Origin of the sequence: Shewanella electrodiphila (assembly GCF_023283985.1) — a bacterium.
GTDB classification, from domain to species: domain Bacteria; phylum Pseudomonadota; class Gammaproteobacteria; order Enterobacterales; family Shewanellaceae; genus Shewanella; species Shewanella electrodiphila.
This window is the reverse complement of the sequence record NZ_JAKIKU010000012.1, coordinates 81,650-107,304: the sequence shown is the minus strand read 5'-3', so window position 1 is coordinate 107,304 and position 25,655 is coordinate 81,650. Positions and strand designations below refer to the sequence as shown.

At 42.1% G+C, this 25,655-nt stretch carries 26 protein-coding genes, 1 pseudogene and 1 riboswitch; of the genes and pseudogenes, 9 read left to right on the top strand and 18 right to left on the bottom strand.

What is annotated here, in order from left to right; all coding sequences use genetic code 11:
• Nucleotides 1–16: 16 nt before the first annotated feature.
• Entirely contained in the window at nt 17–937 is a 921-nt protein-coding gene (gspC, locus tag L2737_RS18350; protein WP_102527620.1) for a type II secretion system protein GspC, read from the bottom strand.
• Nucleotides 938–1,184: 247 nt separating this feature from the next.
• On the opposite strand from gspC, the gene hslR reads away from it, so the two are divergent.
• From hslR to L2737_RS18330, 4 genes are all read left to right on the top strand, one after another.
• On the top strand, nt 1,185–1,583 hold the full coding sequence (gene hslR, locus L2737_RS18345) for a ribosome-associated heat shock protein Hsp15 (protein ID WP_102527619.1): 399 nt from the start codon (nt 1,185–1,187) through the stop codon (nt 1,581–1,583).
• 32 nt (nt 1,584–1,615) lie between these two features.
• Complete coding sequence (gene hslO, locus L2737_RS18340; protein ID WP_229370234.1) at nt 1,616–2,479, top strand: Hsp33 family molecular chaperone HslO; 864 nt, start codon at nt 1,616–1,618, stop codon at nt 2,477–2,479.
• A gap of 253 nt (nt 2,480–2,732) precedes the next feature.
• The gene (locus tag L2737_RS18335; protein ID WP_248956693.1) at nt 2,733–4,274 is read left to right on the top strand and encodes a phosphoenolpyruvate carboxykinase; all 1,542 of its coding nucleotides are present in this window, start codon (nt 2,733–2,735) and stop codon (nt 4,272–4,274) included.
• 208 nt (nt 4,275–4,482) lie between these two features.
• Nucleotides 4,483–6,330 carry a M14 family metallopeptidase gene (locus tag L2737_RS18330; protein ID WP_428848408.1) on the top strand — a complete coding sequence of 616 codons (1,848 nt, stop codon included), beginning with the start codon at nt 4,483–4,485 and terminating at the stop codon, nt 6,328–6,330.
• An 86-nt stretch (nt 6,331–6,416) separates the two neighbouring features.
• Here L2737_RS18330 and L2737_RS18325 read toward each other — a convergent pair whose 3' ends face one another.
• Nucleotides 6,417–6,770 carry a GIY-YIG nuclease family protein gene (locus L2737_RS18325; protein WP_248956692.1) on the bottom strand — a complete coding sequence of 118 codons (354 nt, stop codon included), beginning with the start codon at nt 6,768–6,770 and terminating at the stop codon, nt 6,417–6,419.
• Nucleotides 6,771–6,904: 134 nt separating this feature from the next.
• On the opposite strand from L2737_RS18325, the pseudogene moeA reads away from it, so the two are divergent.
• From moeA to L2737_RS18310, 3 genes and pseudogenes are all read left to right on the top strand, one after another.
• Nucleotides 6,905–8,156, top strand: a pseudogene (gene moeA, locus L2737_RS18320) (molybdopterin molybdotransferase MoeA).
• A 16-nt stretch (nt 8,157–8,172) separates the two neighbouring features.
• Entirely contained in the window at nt 8,173–8,961 is a 789-nt protein-coding gene (moeB, locus tag L2737_RS18315) for a molybdopterin-synthase adenylyltransferase MoeB (RefSeq protein WP_248956691.1), read from the top strand.
• Between the two features lie 137 nt (nt 8,962–9,098).
• A complete protein-coding gene (locus L2737_RS18310; RefSeq protein WP_248956690.1) occupies nt 9,099–9,446 on the top strand; it encodes a putative hemolysin in 348 nt (115 codons plus the stop codon).
• Between the two features lie 38 nt (nt 9,447–9,484).
• On the opposite strand, the gene L2737_RS18305 is transcribed toward L2737_RS18310, so the two are convergent.
• Together L2737_RS18305 and L2737_RS18300 are read right to left on the bottom strand one after the other, a co-directional pair.
• A complete protein-coding gene (locus L2737_RS18305) occupies nt 9,485–9,685 on the bottom strand; it encodes a DUF2986 domain-containing protein (protein ID WP_248956689.1) in 201 nt (66 codons plus the stop codon).
• 163 nt (nt 9,686–9,848) lie between these two features.
• Nucleotides 9,849–10,016 (bottom strand): YqaE/Pmp3 family membrane protein, encoded by a 168-nt coding sequence (locus L2737_RS18300; RefSeq protein WP_102527610.1) that lies wholly within the window; start codon nt 10,014–10,016, stop codon nt 9,849–9,851.
• 144 nt (nt 10,017–10,160) lie between these two features.
• Between L2737_RS18300 and L2737_RS18295 the strand changes: the two genes are divergently transcribed.
• Nucleotides 10,161–11,351 carry a GGDEF domain-containing protein gene (locus L2737_RS18295; RefSeq protein ID WP_248956687.1) on the top strand — a complete coding sequence of 397 codons (1,191 nt, stop codon included), beginning with the start codon at nt 10,161–10,163 and terminating at the stop codon, nt 11,349–11,351.
• A 21-nt stretch (nt 11,352–11,372) separates the two neighbouring features.
• Here L2737_RS18295 and L2737_RS18290 read toward each other — a convergent pair whose 3' ends face one another.
• The 11 genes from L2737_RS18290 to moaA all read right to left on the bottom strand — a co-directional run bounded on the left by L2737_RS18290 (nt 11,373) and on the right by moaA (nt 19,967).
• Complete coding sequence (locus tag L2737_RS18290) at nt 11,373–12,050, bottom strand: TIGR01621 family pseudouridine synthase (protein WP_248956686.1); 678 nt, start codon at nt 12,048–12,050, stop codon at nt 11,373–11,375.
• Between the two features lie 210 nt (nt 12,051–12,260).
• Nucleotides 12,261–13,499 carry a sensor histidine kinase gene (locus L2737_RS18285; protein WP_229370279.1) on the bottom strand — a complete coding sequence of 413 codons (1,239 nt, stop codon included), beginning with the start codon at nt 13,497–13,499 and terminating at the stop codon, nt 12,261–12,263.
• Between the two features lie 67 nt (nt 13,500–13,566).
• The gene (locus L2737_RS18280) at nt 13,567–14,244 is read right to left on the bottom strand and encodes a response regulator transcription factor (RefSeq protein WP_102527607.1); all 678 of its coding nucleotides are present in this window, start codon (nt 14,242–14,244) and stop codon (nt 13,567–13,569) included.
• Nucleotides 14,245–14,302: 58 nt separating this feature from the next.
• Nucleotides 14,303–14,827 (bottom strand): PepSY domain-containing protein, encoded by a 525-nt coding sequence (locus tag L2737_RS18275; RefSeq protein ID WP_102527606.1) that lies wholly within the window; start codon nt 14,825–14,827, stop codon nt 14,303–14,305.
• Between the two features lie 83 nt (nt 14,828–14,910).
• Entirely contained in the window at nt 14,911–16,029 is a 1,119-nt protein-coding gene (locus tag L2737_RS18270) for an ABC transporter ATP-binding protein (RefSeq protein WP_248956685.1), read from the bottom strand.
• A complete protein-coding gene (gene modB / locus L2737_RS18265; protein WP_102527604.1) occupies nt 16,010–16,690 on the bottom strand; it encodes a molybdate ABC transporter permease subunit in 681 nt (226 codons plus the stop codon). Before modB ends, L2737_RS18270 begins: the two co-directional genes overlap by 20 nt.
• Nucleotides 16,691–16,693: 3 nt before the next feature.
• Entirely contained in the window at nt 16,694–17,569 is an 876-nt protein-coding gene (gene modA, locus L2737_RS18260; RefSeq protein WP_248956684.1) for a molybdate ABC transporter substrate-binding protein, read from the bottom strand.
• A 16-nt stretch (nt 17,570–17,585) separates the two neighbouring features.
• Entirely contained in the window at nt 17,586–18,071 is a 486-nt protein-coding gene (gene moaE / locus L2737_RS18255; RefSeq protein WP_102527602.1) for a molybdopterin synthase catalytic subunit MoaE, read from the bottom strand.
• A 1-nt stretch (nt 18,072) separates the two neighbouring features.
• Nucleotides 18,073–18,321 carry a molybdopterin synthase sulfur carrier subunit gene (gene moaD / locus L2737_RS18250; protein WP_102527601.1) on the bottom strand — a complete coding sequence of 83 codons (249 nt, stop codon included), beginning with the start codon at nt 18,319–18,321 and terminating at the stop codon, nt 18,073–18,075.
• 86 nt (nt 18,322–18,407) lie between these two features.
• On the bottom strand, nt 18,408–18,890 hold the full coding sequence (gene moaC, locus L2737_RS18245) for a cyclic pyranopterin monophosphate synthase MoaC (RefSeq protein WP_229370206.1): 483 nt from the start codon (nt 18,888–18,890) through the stop codon (nt 18,408–18,410).
• 96 nt (nt 18,891–18,986) lie between these two features.
• A complete protein-coding gene (gene moaA, locus L2737_RS18240; RefSeq protein ID WP_248956683.1) occupies nt 18,987–19,967 on the bottom strand; it encodes a GTP 3',8-cyclase MoaA in 981 nt (326 codons plus the stop codon).
• A riboswitch (molybdenum cofactor riboswitch) is annotated at nt 19,955–20,088 on the bottom strand. Its footprint overlaps the gene before it by 13 nt.
• A gap of 211 nt (nt 20,089–20,299) precedes the next feature.
• On the opposite strand from moaA, the gene L2737_RS18235 reads away from it, so the two are divergent.
• Nucleotides 20,300–21,949: an electron transfer flavoprotein-ubiquinone oxidoreductase gene (locus L2737_RS18235; RefSeq protein ID WP_248956682.1), complete on the top strand. Its 1,650-nt coding sequence runs from the start codon at nt 20,300–20,302 to the stop codon at nt 21,947–21,949.
• 83 nt (nt 21,950–22,032) lie between these two features.
• Here L2737_RS18235 and L2737_RS18230 read toward each other — a convergent pair whose 3' ends face one another.
• The 3 genes from L2737_RS18230 to L2737_RS18220 form a co-directional block, all read right to left on the bottom strand.
• Nucleotides 22,033–22,737: an MOSC domain-containing protein gene (locus L2737_RS18230; protein ID WP_248956681.1), complete on the bottom strand. Its 705-nt coding sequence runs from the start codon at nt 22,735–22,737 to the stop codon at nt 22,033–22,035.
• Nucleotides 22,738–22,788: 51 nt separating this feature from the next.
• Complete coding sequence (locus tag L2737_RS18225; RefSeq protein WP_248956680.1) at nt 22,789–24,246, bottom strand: sensor domain-containing diguanylate cyclase; 1,458 nt, start codon at nt 24,244–24,246, stop codon at nt 22,789–22,791.
• 483 nt (nt 24,247–24,729) lie between these two features.
• Nucleotides 24,730–25,569 carry a PfkB family carbohydrate kinase gene (locus tag L2737_RS18220; protein ID WP_229370193.1) on the bottom strand — a complete coding sequence of 280 codons (840 nt, stop codon included), beginning with the start codon at nt 25,567–25,569 and terminating at the stop codon, nt 24,730–24,732.
• Nucleotides 25,570–25,655: the final 86 nt, after the last annotated feature.

The following is a 25,655-nucleotide window of genomic DNA, read 5'->3' as shown; positions in this document are numbered from 1 at the left end:
ATCCTCTACTGCCTAACTATTCTGGCAAACTAAAAATTATTTCTACTAACTGTCCATCACGTTCAACCATGACGCCGACTTCTGTTAATTCTGGTAATTGCGCCATAACTTCTAATGATTGTCCCATGTCGGTCAAATCATAGCCGTTGATGGATTTGGCTAAATCATTTGCTTTAAATCCCGCAGCCGCAAATAAAGATTTATTTTTACCTGGGTTGAGGCGATAGCCGCTGACACCGTCGGCGCCGCGCACTGGAGAAATGGCTAGATAGTCAGTCAGCTTTCCTGGATCAGCTAATAGTTCATCACGTGAATCACTGATTTGCTGAGCAACCTCGGCATTTTGACGACGATCGTCACGCTGTACTTGACGGTCTTTTTTGGCTTGCTGTAATGACTGGTTAGCTTGGCTTTGGGTGGTATAATTTAAACCATCCAACATTAATGTCTCATAACGGCCAGCATTAGTAATGATGATACGGTCGGCATACACTTCTTTCAGCGAAGCAGAAGTGCCTTTAATTTTGTCACCTAAGCCGTAAGTTTCCTGATTACCTTTTGATTCAATGACAGCAAGACCGTTGGTATCAGAAGTAGAAGCCACCACCCCCGTCAATAAAATAGAAAGGTTAGTTTTAGGTGCATCAGTAATTTGTTCAACTGGAGCAGGTTTATTAGGGCGGCCATCTGCATTGGCGTCTTTTTCGCCAAATAATGCCAATCGCTGGACACTACTTAGCTCAACCCGTTTAGCGCTTGCTACCGAAGTTGGCGAAGGTTGCCATGCAACTGCCTGAGAATTTACTGGCATTAGCTTCCAGGTAATCTGCGCTGTCAGTAATAGCACAATCACTAATCCTAACCAGAATACAGCTGTGCTTAATGGCTTTTGGGGGATTCCCGCAGCCTTAGTTATAATTTTATCTAATACATCCATATTCGGCTTTGACCCTCTAGCAGGTCGCTGTTCTAATTCTGTTAATTTAGGAAATACTGCATCATGCTAACCCAGCCAGCTTATTGCAACAAGCCCATAGCATATGGATTGGCGAAATTGCACCGAATATGCTACATTTGCGCGCCTAAAAAGGCTGTGAGAAACGCCACGATATTGGGCTCTCGCCTGCATTTTACACGTTAAAAATGTCAACGGTGTGAACTCGTACCACTTTTGGGGGTGTTAGATGAGCCAAGCTCCATCTAAAACAGTGACTGTTCGACTCGACAAATGGTTATGGGCGGCGCGTTTTTATAAAACACGCTCATTAGCAAAAGAGATGATCAATGGCGGAAAAGTGCACTATAACGGTCAACGCGCTAAATCCAGCAAACAAGCTGAAGTGGGTGCCAAGATACGTTTACGTCAAGGCCATGATGATAGGGAAATAATTATTGCTCAGTTGTCGGAACACCGACAAGGGGCTGCTGTAGCGCAAACGCTATACGAAGAAACAGCTGAGAGCATTAGCAAAAGAGCGTTTAATGCCGAAGCCAGACGTTTGAATATATTGAACAATCCCGCTCCAGAAAATAAGCCGGATAAAAAACAACGTCGCCAACTTATTCGCTTTAAAGATCTATAACGATAGTTAAAGTACAACAAACGAGATAAAACATGAGCAAAGATATATTACATCGCTACTTATTTGATAATGCCGATGTCCGTGGTGAAATGGTTCAACTTGAAAAAAGTTATCAAGAAATCCTATCAGCACATGAATACCCAAAGGCACTCCAACTGATAATGGGACAGCTTATGGCTGCAACCTCTTTATTGACTGCCACCATCAAGTTCACTGGCGACATCAGTGTGCAATTGCAAGGTGACGGGCCTGTTTCTGTTGCTGTGATTAATGGCACTAACTTGCAAGCTCTTCGTGGTGTTGCTCGCTGGAATGGTGAGTTTTCTGATGATGCCTCTTTAAGTGATTTGTTCGGTAAAGGTGTGATGGTGATTACCCTGACGCCTGATGAAGGCGAGCGTTACCAAGGTATTGTGTCATTAGATCACGATAATCTTGCCGCTTGTTTAGAAGAGTACTTTAACCAATCAGAGCAATTGCCAACACGCATTTCATTATTCGCTGATGGTAAGCAAGCTGCGGGTATGTTGCTACAAGTGTTACCCACTCAAACTGAAGAAAACGAAGACTTCAACCACTTATTGGCGCTCACTGAGACCATTAAGCAAGAAGAGCTATTTACGTTAGAAGCTGAAGACATTTTACATCGCCTTTATCATCAAGAAGATGTGCGTCTGTTTGATCCTGTAGACGTTAGCTTTAAATGTACTTGCTCAAGAGAGCGAAGCGCTAAAGCACTCGCTACGATTGAGCAAACTGAAGTGGAAGAAATTCTAGCTGAAGAAGGTAAAATCGAAATGGGCTGTGAATATTGCCCGCAAATGTATACCTTCGACAGCATCGATATTGCTGCAATTTATGCGGGTAACTTAGATGCCGGAAACAGTAGCAACTGATCAAACCTACATAACAACTTTCAAAAAAAAGCGCCTTAGGCGCTTTTTTTATGTAAAAAATCTATCTTAAAACTAAAAAATCAGCTCAAATTACAAAAAAGTTACCAAACTGTTGGTTACCTGTTTTGTTTATTACGTTACAATGGCTTTGCTAAATTAGTTTTAGCATAAGCAAGCGAAAACGTAAGTCATCCCAACTATAAATCGGCAATATAGACCGATAAACGACCTATTTACAACGGAGAAGCACCCGATGACAGATGGAACAAACAGCGTACACTTCAACCTTACTAGCGCTGAGTTAATTGAACTTGCTTTACAACGTAATGAAGGGCAGTTAACCGCCAATGGCGCATTAGTAGCAAAAACAGGCGAACGTACTGGTCGTTCCCCTAATGATCGTTTTATTGTTCAAGAAGCCAATACTCAAGATGATATTGATTGGGGCTCAGTCAACAAAGGTATTGCTGCAGATACTTTTGATGCACTTTGGGGCCGCGTTGAAGCTTATCTATCTGAGAAAGACATATTCGTATCTGAACTAGAAGTAGGTGCTGACGATGCGCACTACCTTCCCGTTCGAGTCACCACAGAATATGCATGGCATCAAGTTTTTGCGCGTAACTTATTTATCACTCCAGAGCAGTTTAACCGTGGCGATAAAGACGTTTGGCAAATAATGAATGCGCCTGACTTTGTTTGTGATCCTGCCCGCGATGGCACTCATTCTGATGCGGTTGTGATGATCAATTTTGCCGACAAAAAAGTCCTTCTAGCTGGACTTAAGTATGCCGGCGAAATGAAAAAGTCGATGTTCTCGGTACAAAACTTCTTATTGCCAGCTAAGGGCGTGCTTCCTATGCATTGCTCTGCCAATGTCGGTCATGATGGTGATACCACATTATTCTTTGGTTTATCAGGTACAGGTAAAACTACCTTATCTGCTGATCCAAAACGTTTTCTTATTGGCGATGATGAGCATGGTTGGGCTCCCGGCGGTGTATTCAATATCGAAGGCGGCTGTTATGCAAAATGTATCGACTTAAGCCAGAAGAACGAACCGGTGATTTGGGATGCGATTCGCTTTGGTACGGTACTTGAAAATGTCATGTTAGATGAACAACGAGTGCCTGATTATACGAATACAACATTAACAGAGAATAGCCGCGCAGCTTACCCGTTAGAGCATATTGCTCAGCGTAAAGAAGAAAACCGTGGTGCTGAACCCAACTCAGTGGTGTTTTTAACTTGTGATGTCTCTGGTGTATTACCACCAGTGTCAGTGTTAACTAAAGAGCAAGCGGCTTATCACTTCTTGTCGGGTTACACAGCAAAAGTGGGCTCTACTGAAATGGGCTCAACTTCAGCAATTCAATCAACGTTCTCAACCTGCTTTGGTGCGCCTTTCTTCCCACGCCCTGCTGGTGTGTACGCAGAACTATTAATGAAGCGTATTGAGTCATTTGGTAGTCGTGTTTACCTAGTAAATACTGGTTGGACTGGCGGCCCTCACGGCGTTGGTAAACGTTTTGATATTCCAACCACTCGTGCAATTGTTGATGCAATTGTCAGTGGCGAGCTAAAAGATGTTGAAACTCAGCATATTGATAAACTGAACCTCGCTGTACCTGTAACGGTTTCAGGCGTTGATACTCAATTGCTCAACCCAGTAAATACTTGGGCTGACAAAAATGAGTACGCAAAATACGCCCAGCAATTAGCCGAAGAGTTCACAGCGAACTTTGCTAAATATCAGGTATCGGATGCAATCAAAGCCGCTGGGCCTAATAGCTAGCACACTGATGCTGTAATACGCGTCAATATATGATTACGTCAACACAAAGCCTCAAGTGACATTGAGGCTTTTTTATTTTATCCCTTTGTTCAAAATTGTTACATTTTAAACAGTAATATTATCAATTACCTCTCGCTAAGCCCTTGTCTCACTTCCTATTTGATTTAATATAAAACGACATTCTATTTGCTCACACATAGGGATATCTATGCGCCGCGCCATACTTGCCAGTTTAATGTTCAATTCGCTATTTTCTTTTTCTAGTATGGCCGAAACCTCAGAGCAAGCCTTAACAGAATCACCCGTTTTAGCTTCCCACCCATTTATCAATGATGAGATTTTACCGCCGATTCAATCGTGGCAAGGCCAAAGTGAAGCGCTCATTTTAGATGCCTCATCACCTTGGTCAACGCCATTTGAGCAAAATGGTTTAGCACATAGTCCTGATTACGAAGCCACCCATCAATGGCTAAATAAACTTGTTAATAGTAGTGATTTGTTATCTCAAGTCTCGATTGGTAAAAGCCCTCAAGGTCGTGATATTTGGATGGTCGTGGCATCAGAATCAGGAGCGGCAACACCGGAGGCACTCTCAGAAAGTAATAAGCCCACCATTTTAGTCCAAGCTGGTATTCACTCTGGTGAAATTGACGGAAAAGATGCGGGGATGATGCTGTTACGGGACATGACTCAAGGCGATAAGCAAGCTTTGCTTGATAGAGTGAACCTGTTATTTGTTCCAATTTTAAGCGTCGACGCCCATGAGCGAAGTGATGAGTACAACCGTGTAAACCAGCGTGGCCCTGTCGATATGGGTTGGCGCACCAATGCTAGAAACCTAAATTTAAACCGTGATTACGCCAAACTAGATACGCTAGAATTACAGCATATGATCCGTGCCATCAATGTGTGGCAACCTGACTTATATCTTGATGTTCATGTCACTGACGGTATTGATTATCAGTACGATGTCACCTTTGGCTATAACGTAAAGCAAGGCTATAGCCCTGCAAGCTTTGAATGGTTAGAAAAGTATTACCGCCCAGAAGTTGAATCTGCACTGACAGATAATGGCCATGTTCCTGGGCCTTTAGTGTTCGCGTTAGACAATACTGACTTGTCAAAAGGCTTATCTTATTGGAATCCAAGTCCTCGATTTTCAAATGGTTATGGCGATGCACGCCACTTACCCACCATTTTAATTGAAAACCACAGCTTAAAACCTTTTAAACAAAGAGTATTAGGCACATACGTCATGTTAGAGCAAACCCTTAAAACCGTGGCAAAGCATGGCACAAAATTAAAAGCGGCAATTTATGAAGATAAGTACCAACGCCGACAACAGATCCCATTAACCTGGAATACAGTTGAGCAGCCCGGTTGGGATTTCAAAGGCATTGGTTATTCGCTTGAAACCAGTGAAATTAGTGGCACTGAGGTAGTGCGCTGGAATGGGCAACCTAAGCTTTACCCTAACTTACCAGTCATGGGTAATACCGAAGCGAATGTTATGACTCAACGCCCTAAATACTATTATGTACCTGCCCAGTGGCACCAAGTGATTGAGCGCCTATCGATTCATGGCGTCAGAATGACGCCACTGACTGAAGCTAAAACGCTCAAACTAAGCCAGTATCAATTTGCAGAGCCGACATTTAATCAAAAAGATTATGAAGGCAGACAACGCGTCAAAGCCACCAGCAACAAAGTGAATATTGAAACAACATTACCTATTGGCACGATTCAAATTGCAACCAATCAACCATTAGGTGATTTAGCAATTTTATTACTTGAACCACAATCTGCCGATTCGTTTTTCCAATGGGGCTTTTTCAATAGCATCTTCACTCGTACTGAGTACATCGAAGATTATGCTGTAGAGCCACTCGCAGCAAAAATGTTAGCAGAAGATGAAGCCTTAGCGGCAGAGTTTAAAACTGCATTAGAAGATGAAAGCTTTGCTAATGATTCAAAAGCAAGACTGCGCTGGTTTTATGAAAGAAGCCCTTATTACGATAATCAATATATGAAATACCCTGTGCTACGTTCACGATAATTAACTAAACAAGACCAAATGACTAAAAAGCCACCTGAAGATAATCTTTAAGGTGGCTTTTTATTAGCTTTAGCTTCACAGGATAATTAATCCGTCTGATAATCTGCGATCAAGGCGAGTTTTTTAGCCCGAGTGAGCTTTTTAACCACTAACTCACGTTTTGTCGCTAAGCTTCTGTCTGCGACACTTTCTTGATAGACCAGAGTTAATGGCCCTTTGCCTTTAAGGTATTTGGCTCCTTTTGTGCCACCAGCCTGATGCTCAGCAAAACGTCTTTTAACATCTGTGGTAATGCCTGTATATAAATGGCCGTTATGGCATTTCACCATATAAAGAAACCAGTCGTTCTTTTTCGATACAGGCTTGATGACAGGAACCTCTGCGGAAACCTTTCCGGAAATAATGGCATTATTAATTATTGCGCCACTTTTACTGGTCATAGATATAAAAACCTTCGGTCTGATCATAGTTATCTGCCGCTATCATGGCATAATGCGGTATCAAAAATGAATCTTATTATCTAAGCCAGCCTTAGATAAACCACAACATGGCAAATGTCATGCGAGGAGCTACGATGTCAACAAAATCTGATGCCTGTGCACAGCCTGGTTTAATGCACCCAACTGACGCCATTAATGCTTTACTTGATCAAGTGAGTGTTATTGAACAAAGCGAAATGGTTAGCTTAAATGAGGCTGTTGGCCGTATTTTATCTGAAGATTTGGCATCTTGTATCGACCTCCCTCCTTTCGATAACTCATCAATGGACGGTTATGCCTTTAAGTTCGATGAACTGACAGGTGAAACAGCAACCACGTTAACCTTGGTCGGAACCTCATTTGCAGGACAACCCTTACAAAGGCAAGATCCCAGCCAACAGCTGCATTCGGATTATGACTGGTGCGCCAGTTCCTGCAGGTTATGACACGGTACAAATGCAGGAGAAAACCTCTGCTGACGGTGACAAGATCACCATTGAACACCCAAATGCCAAAGGCAATAGCATTCGCTACTGTGGTGAAGAACTTACCGCTGGCACCAATGTACTCAAAAGTGGCACTCAAATTCGCGCGGCAGAAATGGGCGTATTAGCTACAATCGGCATCAGCCAAATAAGAGTAAAAGCCCGTCTTAAAGTCGCTTTCTTTTCAACAGGAGATGAACTGCGACCAGTAGGAAGCGAGCTTGCTCCTGGGCAGATTTACGATTCTAATCGCTACTCGATTAAAGGCCTACTCACCCAAGCTAATGTTGAATGGATCGATTTAGGCGTTATCGAAGATGACAAAGAGGCGATTCGTGGTGCGTTTAGAGAAGCAGCGAAAAAAGCGGATATGGTGCTGACCTCTGGCGGCGTTTCTGTTGGTGATGCTGATTACACTAAGCAAATTCTCTCTGAGGAAGGTGAAATTACCTTCTGGCGCTTAGCGATTAAACCCGGTAAGCCATTTGCGTTCGGTAAATTAGGCAAGGCCGTTTTTTGCGGCTTACCAGGTAACCCTGTTTCATCAATGGTCACCTTCTACAAACTTGTTTGGCCAATCGTCAATAAGATGCAAGGCTTAACGGTGAAAGAGCCATTAATCGTTAAAGCGACCCTTACGAGTGCCATTCGCAAACAACCTGGCCGAGCAGAATATCAACGTGGTATTTTGAGCCGTGATGACAACGGTGAACTCGTCGTATCAACCACTGGCGGTCAAGGCTCAGGCATGCTTACCTCGATGAGTTTAGCTAACTGCTTTATTAACTTAGAGCAAGAACAAGGCGATGTTGCCTCTGGCGCTCAAGTTAATGTTGAACCATTCAACAGCGTATTGTGTTAATTGCTAAGGAAGTTTAATGAGTGATTTATCCCTAAACGCAGCTGATGATTTGGACATTTTGTCAGACAATGAAATGCTGCGTTATAGCCGCCAAATATCCATTAAAGCTATGGATATTGAAGGCCAAGAAAAACTCAAGCAAGCAAAAGTATTAGTGATTGGCGCAGGTGGCCTAGGTTGTACTGTAACCCAATATTTAGCTGTGGCCGGTGTGGGTGAAATGACCCTTGTTGATTTTGATACGGTTGAACTATCTAATTTACAACGCCAAGTATTGCACCACGATGAAAATATTGGTCAAGCCAAAGTGGACTCTGCCAAGCAGACATTGGCGCAATTAAACCCATTAATTACCATCAATACTATCAACGAATTCCTTGATGAAGCGCGTATTGAACACTTGGTATCTGAGCATATGTTAGTACTAGACTGCACTGATAATGTTCAAGTTAGAGAACAACTTAACCAAAGCTGTTATAAGCATAAAATCAGCTTTATCTCAGCGGCGGCAATACGTATGGAAGGCACGGTAACGGTATTCGATTATCAGTCATCTTCGCCTTGCTACCATTGCTACAGCAGCTTGTTTGGCGAACAACAATTAACCTGTGTCGAGTCCGGTATCTTGGCGCCAGTTGTTGGTTTAGTAGGTTGTATTCAGGCGACTGAAGCCATTAAGGCCATCAGCCAAATGGGCCAAGGCTTAAATGGTCGTATTTTAATGATAGATGCGATGACGATGGAGTTTCGTGAAATGAAACTACCGAAGCAAGCTAACTGCTCTGTGTGCTCTGCACCTGTATAAGGTTCTTAATCAGCAAGCATTAACAATCAAAGTTTTACTAAAAGTCACAATCTTGGCTATAGTTGATAAAAGAAAACGGCTTAATTATCAGCTCTTTTATAACGCTCATTCATAGAAATCTGTCATAGGGATCTACTATGTTCGAACAATTAACTATAGTCAATATTGCATACTGCACTAACAAGTTAGCCCGCATTTATCTGTGGTACCCGTTTACTGCGCTATTTGCTCGAACACCCACTAGTAAGCTCAATAATTGTAAGCTGTTATCATACGTCGTAATACTCTGTGGTTTAAGCGCCTGTTCAGGCGATGAAATCAAGCCGCTACACATGAGTAACCCTGCAGCTGATTATTGCGTAGATAAAGATGGCACCTTAGAAACCATTAAGCACATTAATGGCGATGTGTCGCTTTGCACTCTGCCTGATGGTGAAGTGATTGAGCAGTGGGAGTTATTTAGGCGTGATCATCAACAAAGCTAATAGCTTGATACCACCTTGGCGATGTTAAGTGATATCAATTAACCGACTTGCTCTGCTGTAACTTCTTGATTGTCGTCGCTCAATACAGCCAATTGACTCGCCTCTTGTTGCTCAGCCTGTTGTACTAATTCTCGCTCAGCTTTAGAAACATACTTAGGTTTATTACTACCAGCTTTTTTCGCATTGGCTTTTTTCGCTTTCCCTTTGAGCGTTTGGTTAATCTTTTTACGTCTATTCATACTAATTTCACCTTAAACTCTCTGAAACAACAGCTTTGCTATAAAGCACATATTCGATACAAGCGATATAAATCGGAGTGCGATTCTACAACCCTAAATACAAAAATACCAATTCCAAATATTATCAGAATTGGCATTCTCATCGTTCAATAAACCCAGCAGGTTAATCTTGTATCACCACCCAAATAGCATGGATCAAGCCAGGAACAAAGAACAGTAAACAGAGAATAATATTAATCAGTAAATCTTTTCCCATGCCTTTTTTCAAAAACACAGCCACCGGCGGTAGTAAAATTGCAATGACAATTAGCAGCAGTTTATTTGTATCCATAATTATTTCTTTCCCTTTAAAATTGTAAAAATTAATCAACCAAAATGTTCATAATTGCAACAATTTGTGAAACAGATCAAATATTATTATGATATTCAACACAATCAACTTATCCTCAATTTTTAATCATTTAGTGCAGGTTCAATGATAGAAACTAGTAGCAGCCTCATTCTAATTCAAGTGATTTGTATCTTGTGTTTCGCAGGAACAATCGCATGGACTGTCATGGTTATTCCTATGCGAGTCGCACCCAGTGCTAGCTGGCGTTTTGCGTTAGCCAACTTCTGCGTGTTACTAGGCATGTTGCTTTATACTCAACGTACCCATGAACCAAGTTACCTGCATTGGCTAGTAGCTGACAATATTATATTAGTAGGTTTTTGCTTTTTACGCTGGGGCGCGCAGCGACTTTATCATTTAAAATCTAGCCACCAATTTGATATTACATTAGTTCTTGTTTCCATCGGCAGCATGTTACTCGCCAAACCACAAAACAGTAGCTCGGCATATTTAATGATTATTTTATCTTTAGCTGCCGCTGTTTGTTTCTTTATGCTAGCAAAAGATCATTATGTCGCCTTTAAGAAGAATTTTACTGCTTTCGCCACTTACTGGTTAGTTATTCCGATTTTAATCATTGGCATTATGTTCTTAGCCAGGGCATGTATTTTGATACTTTATCCCGAAAAGGTCGCTACCTACGCGGCGTTTAACACTGAGGAATCAGTGCCAATTTTATGGGTCTATATCGTATTAATTTTATTAGTTAATATCCTCATCATAGGAAACACCATTAATCGTCTTGTGGTGAAAATAATGACCCTAGCGAATAAAGATACATTAACTGGGCTTTGGAATCGAAATGCACTACAAAGCAAGTTAGCCCTAGAACATGCTCGATGGCTACGCGACAAGGTCAGCTACAGTGTGATTTTGATTGATTTAGACCATTTTAAACAAATCAACGATGTCCATGGCCACACTGCAGGCGATGAGGTTCTTAAAATTGCTGCTAAGCAACTGAATAGTATCACTCGAGAAATAGACTATTTATGCCGTTATGGTGGTGAAGAGTTTGTTCTCATCTTACCGCTGACGTCGGAGCAAAAAGCTCTTTGTGTGGCGAAAAAACTACAACTGGCCTTAGCGAAAGTGAACTTTGAGTGGCAAGGAACACCCATTGCCATTGAAGCCAGTATTGGTTTCTCGACGATTAATGAGAGCTTACCTGCTGAAGCGTTACTTCAATTAGCAGATAAAGCCATGTATGAAGCTAAAGCCAGTGGCCGTAACTGCATTAAAAGTGCCAATCCAGCCCTAAACGACAAGTTCTAAATAAAAGAGAATGACCTACGCTTAAGTATGCTTGGGCCAAGCAAGCATTTCTGGCGCTTGCCAATCTTGTTGTAAAATGTCGGTGACTGATGGTGCTTGAAACGCATCCCCTATCTCAGGAAGTTGTATAAACTGATATCGTTTATCTTGATACTCAAAGTCCAATGCCATGGCATGCAAGTAACAACGGTCTGCCACTTCGCCTCCATATAGTTCATCCCCCAAGATCGGCACACCGATACTGCTTAACGCGACACGTAATTGGTGAGTTTTCCCACTTAATGGTTTGAGCAAATATAATCTTAAGCCATCACCAATAGATTGAGAGAAAAACTGGGTTATTGCAGGATTGGACTTAGTGCGCAGCAGTTTATACATGCTGCGTCGAGATTTGGCCATGTCGCCTATAATCCCACCTTGCTTCTTTTTAGGCTTTCCTTTGGCAATAGCCAGATAAAACTTTTGAATTTTATGCTCACTGAACAATTCAGTAAACTCTGCCGCTGCCTGTGGGGTTTTAGCTAATATAAGTAACCCAGAAGTCGGAGTATCTAAACGGTGTACCGCAAACAGTTTAATACCTAAATCTGCTTCAACTTGCGCAACAACCCCTGCAGTGCCATCTTGGCTATGAAAATGAACCTTAGGAGACTTATTGATAACAATAAAGTCTGGGTGTTGTTCTAAAATTTGATACATAGTCTCGATTCTAATGAGAGTACTGAAATACAAGCTCTGAACTAAATTTCTGAACTAAATTTCTGAACTAAATTTCTGAACTAAGAGTTCTGAAATAAGCGTTTTGGAATAAGAGCACTGAAATAAGCGTGCTAAACATCACTGGTACAAGCCTGATATATCGGCTTTATACCAATGATTAACATGAGCTAGGAATATACCTAAACAGGACTAGAATCGAATGTCGACAATCAGCCCTGGATGATTATCCTTAAGCTCAATTTTAGCATGATGACGGGATAAAATCGCTTTCACCATTGATAAGCCCAACCCAGTGCCTTTGTGATGTCGGCTAGGGTCTAATCGCACTAAACGATCAAATACCCTTTCTTTATCTTCATCACTAATACCTGGGCCATTATCAATAATTTGGATCTTTCTGCCTTTTTGCACTATCTCAATGGTGGCATCTTCAGGGGCATATTTAATCGCATTATCAACTAAGTTAAATAAGGCTTGGAACAATAGGTATTTATCGCCAGAGATTGTCACATCTTTGTCTGCTGACAAGGTCAAAGTTTGTTGTTTCGACTCAGCAACCACTTCAGCCATTTCAAATAAGTCTTCACATAAAAGTTGTAGACTCACAGGCTGCATATCTAAGGTTTGCTGACCTTCTTCTATTCGAGTGAGAGATAACATGGCATCAAAAGTCGCTAAACAATGGTCCAGTTCTTCTAGCAACATGGCGGTCAATTCTGGCACATGCTCTGTCGGTTTACTGGGTAATTGCTCAATACCAATGCGTAAGTGAGACAAAGGCGTTCTTAAGTCATGGGCAATATTATCGGTCACCCCACGAACAGACATTAAGTTATGTTCTAAGGTATCGAGTACCCGATTAAACTGACCAGCAAGCATATCAAATTCGTCTTGATTATGACTCACTGGCAAACGGGTGTTGTACTCACCTTGCTCAATCTTTTTACACAGTAAATTGTATTGTACCAAGCGTCTTAAAATCGCTTTAGAGAACACAAAACCAACCGCTAAGGTAATCCCTAACGTGAATGCCACCGCCCAAAATGCAGCATTAATAAATTTATCAATTAATGCGGCTAAATTATCAGTACGAGTCGCTATAAGCACCGGCCCATAATGGGTCATCACAATGCCACCGGTGAGAATATGAAGCTTATCTGGGCCACCGGTTAAAATAGGAAATTCGCGGGTTTTTGGCAATAAAGGCATGTTGTCAGGCACAAAACTCAGTGCCCCAACCATATCAACGCTGTTTCGCCAAGCAATCAAGGCTGTTTTAGGATCTGCAGCGCGAATTTGCGCAGCAAAACTGCGGCGATCAACCGTTAATGCCAATTGCTGATAACGCTGCATTTCAGTGGCAAGATGTTGCTCAACCTGATTTTCTTGCTCAATAACGAGTTGACGGTATAAACCAAATACCAACATCACAATCAACAAGGTAACCAAGGTCGAGAAAATTAGCGTTATCCGCCAAGCACTGCTTTGGTAGGGTTTAATTCCCTTTGCAAAGGCGATATCCAGCCCCTCGAACAGTTTCAATGATCTCTGGGTGGCCTAGCTCTTCAAATTTACGACGCAGTTTAGCAATATGCACATCAATCACATTGGTGCGCGGGTCAAAGTGATAATCCCATACTGCTTCAAACAATAATGTACGGCTAATGACTTGATTTGGATGCTCCATTAGATATTTCAGCAATTGAAACTCTTTAGGCTGTAGCATTAATTCATGCTCATCTAATGTGACTTTGCGGGTCAGCAATTCCATTTTTAAGTTGCCGACTTCAAGATCGGTATTTGCCGCAGCTGGCGCATTACGTTGAATCAGCTTTTCTGCGCGCACTTGCAACTCAGCAAAAGCAAACGGTTTGGTCATGTAATCATCGCCACCAGCACGTAATCCTTTTACTCGCTCGTCGACATGACTGAGCGCAGAAAGGATTAACACAGGTGTTTGGTTACCATTATTGCGCAGTGCAGTCAGCAAGGTTAGGCCGTCTAACTGAGGTAACATACGATCTAAAATGATAATGTCATATTGATTATGCTTTGCTTGGTGTAAGCCATCATGGCCATTGGTCGCAGTATCAACTTGATATTGCTGTGCGGTAAAACCTTCAGCAACGTATTGTAGTGTGGTTGCATCGTCTTCAACGATTAATACTCGCATAGTGCTATTCCTTAGTTCTACAGCGTTTGACTGTAAAGGTGCTAATTGCCAAGTCATATTAGTCCCACTGCAGTAATGGCAGCGGACGTAATTCTTCAATATCAAAAGCAATCGTATGCTTGCTTGAAACATTGAGTAATTTTAATTCTAGATAGCTGATGGCTAAGTCATGGTCTAACTCAGCTTCGATTAAATATCCCGTTTGACCTTTTTGCGCCATTGTGACGAGCTCAGTAAAAGTCATTTTTTGCTTGATGAGTACTCGTGCGGCTTTAACTTGGTCTAAATCATCGGCTTCAAAAGCGGATAATTTTTTGGTGATTAAGCTGCCGTCACTTGCATCAAATGAGAATTCGGTAATTTCACTGTCATCTAGATTGAGTAAGTCTATTTCATAAATGAGTTGACCATTTTCAACATCCATATCGAACGATGAAACGACACCGCTATATTCAGTTTCAATTTGTTCAACCACGACAAGTGGTTGGACGTATTCACCCTCTGAGAGCAAGGTATGCATAGTCGGGGTAGCCATTACCATTGATGGAAATACGACTAACAACGACAGAACGATACGGAACATGAAAGCCTCATAATGAGAATTGGAGTAGTGTTACTTTACCTAAGCCCAGCAAAAGACCCAAGCATTGTAAGATTAATAATTGATCATGATTCTAGAATATGGACTTGCTCTGATTTCAGTGCAATCGTTGTTGCCAATCCGGTTTTTAATGAGAGTTTTTCAGCCAAATGCGAAGGAATATCCATATTGAACACCTCGTCCACATCCGCCATTCGCGCTTTCACACGCACAGACTCACCCATGACTAGCATTGACTCGATAACAATATCGAGTTTATTGATACTACGACACAAACGGCCACTGGAAATCGCATTAAATCGAATGCCTTGGTTTGGGATCACCCAACGCACTTGCTGACCAATTGCCAATTCAGGTGCACTGTCACTGGCAATGATTTGCTCGCCCATTTTAAGCCATGTGATGTTTGCCTCTGCATCTCGGCCACTGACCTCGGCATTGAAAATGTTTCTAAGGCCCATCTGCCTAGCCACGGTTTCATTACGAGGATGAGACAATACCTCAAAAGGTTCGCCCTGCTGCAGCATGTTACCTTGGCTGATTAGGATCATTTTATCGGCCAATAACAAGGCTTCGTTCATATCATGGGTCACCATGATCACAGGAATTGATAACTGTGATTTTAATCTGGCTAACTCAATGTATAAACGTTCACGGGTTTCTCTATCCACCGCAGAAAACGGTTCATCGAGCAATAATACCGAAGGCTCACGTGCTAATGCCCTTGCTAAAGCCACACGTTGACGCTGACCGCCAGATAACTGTGCAGGCAACCTAGCAGGTAGCCCATGTAAGTTAACTCGCTCAAGCCAGTCTAGAGCCCTTGCTTTGCGTTCACTTTTAGGAATGTGGTCCAAGCCAGAAATCACATTTTCTAGCGCGGTAAGATGCGGAAATAAACCAAAGTGTTGTGGGACATAACCAATGTGACGTTGTTGAGGGGATAACTTAATCCGCAGCTCGTCATCAAACCATTGCTGTTCGCCACACTGAATCCGGCCTTTCTCAGGTACACTTAAGCCTGCAATCATGCGTAACAAAGTGGTTTTACCGCCACCAGAAGGCCCAACAACCGCCAGGACTTCGCCCGCTTTACAGCTAAAGTTAGCAATTAATGGGATGGGTGATACTTGCTCAATTTGGCAATGTAAATGAGTCTCTAAATCAACGTTGCGGGTTGGCATGCTGCCCCCCTAAGCGTCTTGATAAACTTGTCGTTATTGCCAATACACTCACAGCAAATACCAAGAGGACTAACGACATCGTACCCGCCGCTTCAAAGTCAAAGGCTTGCACACTGTCATAAATAGCAATCGAGATAGTTTTAGTTTCGCCAGCAATATTGCCACCAAGCATTAACACCACGCCAAACTCACCTAAAACATGTGAAAAACACAACACCACAGCGGTCAATATTCCAGGCCATATCATAGGTAATTCAATTTTAATGAAAATACGCCACCAGCTCATGCCACAACATGCTGCTGCATCAGGAATATCATGGGGTATGGTTTCAAAGGCGCGCTGAATCGGCTGCACAGCAAAAGGGATATTAACCAGAATAGAGGCAATTACTAAGCCTGAAAAATTAAACACTAACTGGGCGCCAGTAAACTGCTCGACCCATTGTCCAATAAGACTTTGACTACCTAAACCGACAAGCAAGTAATAACCAATCACCGTCGGTGGCAACACTAATGGCACCATAATCAGTGCTTCTACCCACGATTTACCACGAAATTGTTTGTACGCCAGAAAGCGACCGACAAAAATGGCCATTGGGATCAGAATTAATACGGTTACAGAACTTAATTTTGCAGATAACCACAACGACTGCCAATCCATAAATTACTGCTCCGCCACTTGCTGTCTTGGTCTTGGTGCACGAAGTTTAGGCTGGTGTAAATGATGTTTATCGCTGACGTTGGCAGGGAAGCCAAAACCATAATTCTCTAGTACTTGCTGAGCAGCAGTTGACTGCATGTACTGATAAAACTGTTTAGTGGTATCCCCCGCTCGCGGAGTCAGTACCATACGTTGATTAATGGGTTGATATAATGACTGGGGGATCTCTATGTAGCGGCCCATTTTGGTAAACTGCGGTGCTGATGCTAGCGACAATGCCACAATCCCACCTTGTGCTGAACCACTTAAAGCAAACTGAGCGGCTTGGGAAACATTCTCGCCCATAATGATCTTAGGTTGCAGCGCAGACCATAAATCTTTGCTCTCAAGTAAGGCTTGAGCGCGCTCACCATATGGAGCATGAGCTGGGTTGGCGATAACAAATCGCTTGATTTCACCTTCAGAGACGGCTTCAGCTAGGCCTGTTAATTGGGGATCTAATGCTAATTTGGAATTATTTGGCGCCACTAGGGCTAACTTACCAATGGCGTAGATATCACCATCTGAATCAGTTTTACCTGCCTTATGTAGCTGTTGTACATAAAACTCATCGGCGCTTAATAGCATTTCAAACGGTGCACCATGCTGGATCTGTGCGACAAAATTGCCAGAAGACCCATATGAAACGCGTAACACTAAGCCCGTTTCTGCACTAAAGTTTGCCACAATTTCATCTAAGGCAAACTTAACATTAGCCGCAGCTGCAATGGCTGGCGGTTTAGCCGCCAATGCAGAAAGCGAAAACAAAGAAGAAAGTCCTAACAAACTCGCAAGTAAAAGACTTTGAACCTTTAATGCAACTCGACGGCTAAATGTCATTGGTAAGCATCCTTTGCTATTTGGTTTCGTTCCACATTGACGCTGCCTGTTCATCTGAATCACGCGCTTCGACCCAGTTATTGCCTTCTTCGCCAGCTTCAAGTTTCCAAAAAGGTGCTTTGGTTTTTAAGAAATCGATAAGGAATTCACACGCTGCAAATGCCGCTTTGCGATGCATGCTAGTAACGCCGATAAATACGATTTGTTCGCCCAGTTCCATGCGGCCAACACGATGAATAATCGTGACATAATTTAATGGCCAGCGTTCATAAGCTTGTTCAGCTAATTGCACTAATACAGCTTCTGTCATTCCTGGGTAATGTTCTAAAGTAAGATCAGTAACAGCGCTGCCATCATTGAAATCACGTACTTTCCCTGCAAATGTTACTACTGCGCCATCACTGTTATCATTTGCAATCGCATTGTATTCATCAGCAACATTGAAGTCAGCGGTTTGCACGCGCACAACTTGCCTAGGATTTTTTTCAGAACTAACGGTCATATTAACCACCTGTTACTGGTGGGAAAAAGGCAACTTCATCACCATCAACAACAGCCGCATCCCATGCACTCATCGTTTGATTAACCGCTACCAGTAATTTGTCTGATGACAATACTTTTGCCCACTTATCATCTTTAGCGGCTAATGCTTCACGTAGCTGCTCAGTATTAGTAATACCTTCAGCGGCAACTTCAACTTTAGCGGTACCGAGTAACTCTCTAACTTGTGCAAAAAATAGAACTTGGATCATGTCGATGTCTCGTATTGATTGGGTCTAACAAATAACGTTTTACTGATTGTCAGCAATTCTTGCTGCCAACAATCGCACCAAACTGATTAATCTTCAGCTTGAAAATGACCTGACTTGCCGCCACGTTTTTCGAGTAAACGTACTTGGGAGATAATCATGTCTTTTTGAACCGCTTTACACATGTCGTAAATGGTAAGTGCTGCTGTTGAAGCGGCAGTTAATGCTTCCATTTCCACGCCAGTTTTGCCAGAAAGTTTACACAAGCTGGTAATTCGAACACGGTTAAACTCAGGCTGAGCTTGTAGATCCACTTCAACTTTAGTCAACATTAATGGGTGACATAAAGGAATTAAATCAGAGGTTTTTTTCGCAGCTTGAATGCCTGCAATACGCGCTGTAGCGAACACATCTCCTTTGTGATGACTGCCGCTCATGATCATCTCAAGCGTACTAGGCGCCATTTCGATGAATGCTTCAGCGCGTGCTTCACGCTCGGTAATATTTTTTTCAGTCACATCGACCATGTGAGCGTTGCCATCGGCATTAATATGGGTAAAACAATTGCTCATGCTAACTTGCCTTATTAGATCTTAATTTCAGTATGGAAAAGGAATACTGTTTAACAGCGACGCCGCAACACCTTAGCCACCTAACATCGCTCTATATTAACCACCAATAGAGGCTAAATGTTTGGTCACACCTGTGATCCCTTGATGTAAGTAATGAGTTTCTTCTTTCTGTGCTAATTGACTGTGCAGACGTTCAATTAATTCCGCTCGCTGAGATTCATGTTGTAATAAGTCACGTAAATCGAGACCATTTTCAGTAAACAGACATAAATGCAGTTTGCCTTTAGCTGATACACGCAAACGGTTACAGCTGGCACAAAAGTTTTTAGCGTAAGGCATAATCAAGCCAATACGACCTTGGTAATCTGGGTGACTAAAGTTTTGCGCAGGGCCATCATCAACACTCGGCAGATCATATAACCAACCTTCTGATTCAAGCTTTAGCTTGATATCAAGACCCGCCAAATGATGGGCGTTAAAGTAATCATGGCCTAAACCCGTTTCCATCAACTCGATAAAGCGCAAATCTATCGGTGTGCTTTTAATCCAGTGTAAGAAACGTGGCAAATCTTTGTCATTTAAGCCTTTAAGCAGTACCGCGTTTATTTTAATCCGCTCAAAGCCCGCCTCAAGTGCTGCATCAATACCACGCATCACTTGATCAAACTTATTTTCGCCTGTGATTTGGTAGAACATTTTCGGATCTAAGCTATCAACCGAAACATTTATTCGGCGCAAACCCGCGTCGTACCATTCTTTAGCGTGCTTTTCGAGGCGATAACCATTGGTTGTTGTGGCAACGGTATTAATGTTGTCATTATCAGCAACAACGCGAATGATATCGGTGAAATCTTTTCTAAGGGTCGGCTCACCACCGGTAATGCGGATTTTTTGAGTACCTACCTCACCAAAAGCCGCCACTAAATTTTCAATTTCATTTAGCGCGAGGAACTTTGGCTTGCCATCAGGTCTGTAACCGTCAGGTAGGCAATAGGTACATTTGAAATTACAAACGTCAGTGACTGACATCCGCAGATAGTGAAATCTTCGACCAAAACTGTCTTGTAGTTGGGACATGTTAACCTTTCCAAGTGTGGGAGGTAAGCGCATTTCTTTACTCACCCCGGTGGCATTATTACCACGGCTAAATACCCGTATCTGTGGACGTAGGATATAAAGCTCGGAGAACCGTCAACCTTGATTATAGGCCTAAATTCGCTCTAATCAGTACCTTTTTATGACATTTTGTCCCGGTTTGTACAAAATCTGTAAAGAATTGCGAGCTAGCTCACGAGCTCAAAATCGCACTTGCTACTGTGACCTAGCTCATTTTTGAGGTAAGGTGAGTAAAACAAAAAAATAACAACAAACCCGCCATAAACCGGGGAATGAAGATCAAAGGTGAGATGATGGAACGCGAATCTATGGAATTCGATGTAGTAATTGTCGGTGCAGGACCTGCCGGACTCGCTACTGCATGTCGATTAATGCAAATATCACAAGACGCAGACAAAGAAATGACTGTCTGTGTTGTTGAAAAAGGCTCTGAGGTTGGAGCGCACATATTATCTGGTGCGGTTTTTGAGCCTAAAGTATTGGATGAATTGTTCTCCGATTGGCGTGATTCCGATATCCCACTGAATACTAAAGTGACTCACGATGAGATTTACCTGCTAAGTTCAGACTCCAAATCTCAATTAATGTCGAACAGTTTAGTGCCTAAAACCATGCATAATGATGGTAACTACATTATTAGTGTCGGTAACCTAACACGCTGGTTAGCAGAAAAAGCTGAAGGTTTAGGTGTTGAAATCTTCCCAGGTTTTGCTGCAAGTGAAGTGCTGTTTAATCAAGATAACAGTGTGAAAGGTATTTTAATTGGTGACATGGGTGTTGGCGCTAATGGCGAAGAAAAAGACAGCTATATGCCAGGTATGGAGTTACATGCTAAATACACTGTATTTTCTGAGGGTTGTCGCGGCCATCTAGGTAAAGAACTTATCGCGAAATATCATCTCGATAATGGTAAAACACCACAGCATTACGGCCTTGGCTTTAAAGAAATTTGGAAAATCCCAGCAGAACAACATCAAGAAGGTAAAGTGGTTCACACCGGTGGCTGGCCGCTTAATCAAGGGACTTCTGGTGGTGGCTTCCTTTATCACATGGAAGATAACCAAGTCGCTGTCGGCTTGATTATTGATTTGAATTATAAAAACCCACATGTCAGCCCGTTCGATGAATTTCAGCGTTATAAGCAACATCCGGTTATTGCGCAAACATTAACTGGTGGTGAGCGCTTAACCTACGGCGCTCGCGCTATCGCTAAAGGTGGATTGAATTCATTACCTAAAATGAGCTTCCCTGGTGGATTACTTATTGGTTGTGATGCCGGGACATTGAACTTCGCCAAAATCAAAGGCACACATACAGCAATGAAGAGCGGTATTGTCGCCGCTCAAACCTTAGGCGAAGCACTCATAGCAGGTGTTGAAGCTGGTAAAGATTTAGACTGTTTCCAAACTCGTATTGAGCAAAGCTGGTTACATGAAGAGCTATTTCAATCGCGCAACTTTGGCCCTGCATTACATAAGTTTGGCACCTACTTAGGCGGTGCGTTTAACTTTATTGACCAAAATTGGTTTGGCGGTAAGTTCCCGATAACGCTTCGCGATGAAACCCCTGATCATGCTGATATGGGACTGGCTAAAGACTTCACCCCGACTGAGTACCCCAAGCCTGATGGTAAGCTCAGTTTTGATAAATTATCATCGGTTTATCTATCGAATACCTTCCATGAAGAAGATCAGAAGTGTCACCTGCAACTCAAGGACGCGTCTATCCCCATTGCTGTTAACTTAATTAAATACAATGAACCCGCGCAGCGTTATTGCCCTGCGGGAGTTTATGAAGTGGTCGCTGAAGGCGCTGAGAATAAGTTTGTGATTAATGCGCAAAACTGTATTCACTGCAAAACTTGTGACATTAAAGACCCAAGCCAAAATATCACTTGGGTAACACCTGAAGGCGGCGGCGGACCTAACTACCCGAATATGTAGTTATAGGATTTTGTCAGCAGACAATAAAAAACGCACTTATCAGTGCGTTTTTTTATGAAGCTACATTATTTACTTCTCAGTTGTTAATCCGGTTCACCAGCAGGGCCATATAATCGATATTGCCAGTTTTCGATTTGTTGAGTATCAATACGTCTTTGCATACTCGCCACCCAGTTTTGTGCCAAACCTTCACATTGCATCAATTGCTGATATTGTTCAGGGTCGACTTCAGGTAAGAAGTAAATCTTCATCGCCTGGGCAATACTGATGTCAGTTTTTCGTTCAATCAACACTATGCTGTCATTTGCGTTAATTTCTCCCGCTTGCAGCACTTTATAAAACCAACCACACATGCGACTTTCTTGCATTGCTAATGCAAATTTAGGATGGCCAAATTGCAGATTAAGCTTGAAACACGGTGAGCGTGGTTGAGTCACTTGCAATAAGACTTCACCTATTTGAATAATGTCACCAATATTCACTTGTGACTCATCTAAACCTACAGTACTGATGTTTTCCCCCATGGCTGGGACATCTTTAAAGTTAGTGATTAAATCCCAACGACGATACTGACCATAATGCTCACGCGGAAAATGGTGTAATACACGTTCTTCACCGCCATGATGAATCGGATCGGCTTGCTTATCACCTTCCACACCATGTTGCGTCACACTAAGACTTTGCACCGGGAGTTTATTATTCATACCACTATCAATACTTTCTAAGGTATCAATTTTATCTCCACGGAATAATCCTGAGATCTTTTTTGCTAACACATAGCCTGCCATTAATACGCTCTCGTCATGATATGAACAAATATAGAATTTATTAACTGTGAATTAATAAGACAACACCACCTGATTTCGACCTTGCTCCTTTGCTTGATACAAGGCGATATCTGCGCGGTTAATGAGTTCTTCAGGTGTCTCAGTTTTACGATACTCAGCAACGCCGCTGCTAATGGTGATATTAATATCATTGCCATTCACTTTGATACTTCTAGCAGCGACAGTTTCACGCATGCGATCAGCTAATTCATGCGCCTGACTGATATTCATATTAGGTAATAATACCAAAAACTCCTCCCCACCCCAGCGACAAAGTAAATCCGCTTCTTTAAGGTTTGACTTGAGTACATTGGCTGCAGACTGAATCACCAGATCTCCGATATTATGCCCAAATTTATCATTCACTTGTTTGAAGTGATCGATATCGATAATGAGCACAGCCATCGGTGTTGACTCGACCAAAGATCGAGATAAAGCTGGGGTAAAGTATTCTTCAAACGCTTGCCTGTTGGCTGCACCGGTTAATTTATCTGTCGACGCCATCATTTCCAATTTTCTTTGGTATTTACCCAAAGTCATATTGGCAATCAATAAAATCCCAAAGGTCACCACTAAACTCAAACCAATGTTGAGCCAAAATGTTGTGAGCAATTTCTTTTCTGCCAACACTTCATCTTGCTCAACCATCAAATACCATTGAAACTCTTCAACCAAACGGCTATTCAAATAAATCGTTCTGTTATCTCGCCTATAGGAAAAAGATGCACTTGGGCTGGTTAAAATACGGGTTGCTAACTTCTCTAACCCTGCTGTCGATTGTAAAGTAGTCGCACCATCAAACCCTTTGCTGCGCAAAGTAATATTGCCTTGTCTATCAGAGAAATAAACTTTGCGGTTATAACGTGTCTGGTATAGCTCAATCATCTTTTTCACGCTTTCAACGGCCAAACCTACACCGGTGACACCAATGAAATTACCTTCAAAGTCATACACCTTATAATTAACATAAATGACCGTACGATTTTTATCGGCGGTATCGGTATCAATGTTAATTTCATAGTCTTCTGACTTAGGTAATGAACGTACTCGAAAATACCAAGCATCTTCACTTGAAACATCTTCAATTTTTTTTAGCACACCACTGGAATGATAGTAATTCCGACTCGATTCAGAGATGAAAAAACTGGTTACCGTATTATATTTTTGCTGGATTTCGTTAAGGTATCGGATCAGTTTTTCAGGGTCTTGCTCATCATTAATGGTCCAGTCCCGAACAAAGGTATCTTGCGCCATTAACGAGGATATAAAGATAGGTCGTAGAAGGTCTTGTTGAATTTCAGAATAGATATTGTCACTGGTCAGCGGCAATGTATTATCTTCTATTTGCTCGCTTAATGATTCATGTGCAACTTGGTAGCTAATTCCACTTGTGACAATAAATGCAGCTAAAAGCAGTATGGATAACATCCAAATAAAACGCTTTTTATCGTTCCAAACTTTATTTCCCATAACGCCCCTACTAAAACTGAGCTCTTCAAAGTAGTAATGGATGCAAGTGGTTACTGATGTATGTGACTACATAGGCAAGTGGCAATCTATTATTAGCTTGATAAGAACTGGTATATGCGAACATGTTAAACCAATGTAAATACTAACTGAAAAGCAATGAAGGCGCATCGGATTTTTGAGCCAAAACTCTGTATTTATCAGGTATTGCAAATCCTTTATTTTTACCGAGATAAAAAAAGACCCTGTAAATGGGGGGATACAGGGTCGTAAATTCAAACAAAAAATTAAATAGGGTTGTAATTAACTCCCAGGAAGTGGAAGGCCTATATCAAACTAAATCTTTTGCGGAAAAGAATTGGCTTTCAACAAATTACGGCGAAATTATAGATTTACTACATGACATAATCGCGACAGTTATGTGACAGAAAAATGAAGCTATCCACCAAAAGACAACTTCACTTACTTAACTATTTATTTTCCTATTCAGTTAGCTAAATAGTGTTTTAAGTCGTCACCAGGAACAGAGCTTGGCGTCGCAACAGCAAAAGCTGCCCATCTCGCCCCTTCTTCCATCGCTTCAGTAATGCTTTTTTGCTCACACAGGAAGTGAATTAAACCTGCTGCGTATGCATCACCTGCGCCTGTGGTATCCACCACCTCAGATAGAACAGCAGGTACATGTACTTGATCATCCTCACTATAAGCGATAGCTCCATTTTCACCATCGGTTACCACAAAGTAACGTAATGACTCACCGGCTATTTGAGTCGCAAAGCGCCATTTTTCTTCATTGCAGCGCCCCTCCATATCGGTAATAGAGGCAATGAGAATATGACATGGGCGCACTCGTTCATCTTTGGCTAGTTGCGACACGACAAGGCAGGAGTCTAAAGCTGACTCGGTCCAACCACTGATACCTTTTGCAGAAGAATTAGTATAGAGAGCATCAAATTGCTGCCAATTAGGTGGAGAGGATAATGCAAATATTGGACGTTCTGGGCGAATAATGGTTCGCTCACCGTCTGGCGTCATCACCAATAGCATTTCACAGGTGTTGCCCTGAAAACGTTCTACTAATCGACAATCTAAACCTTGGGTACTGGCTTGAGCTAAAATCCAGTTACCAATTTTATCATTGCCAACTTGGCTCACTAAAGATACTGAATGACCTGCCCAAACAAGACCGATCCCTGTATTGGCGCCACCACCACCCAGCCGTAAACCACCATCTTGGTAATGAAAACGTCCACCGGTTTGTAATGGTTTGTCTAACTGAAGTAGTCGGTCACAGTTAATATTGGCAAGCAGTAAAATATTGGCCATAGCAATCTCTTTTAACTATTCAATGTTCAATGCACCAACATCATTATGATAGAAATGACGAAATGGTGGGAATAGAGATGATGCAT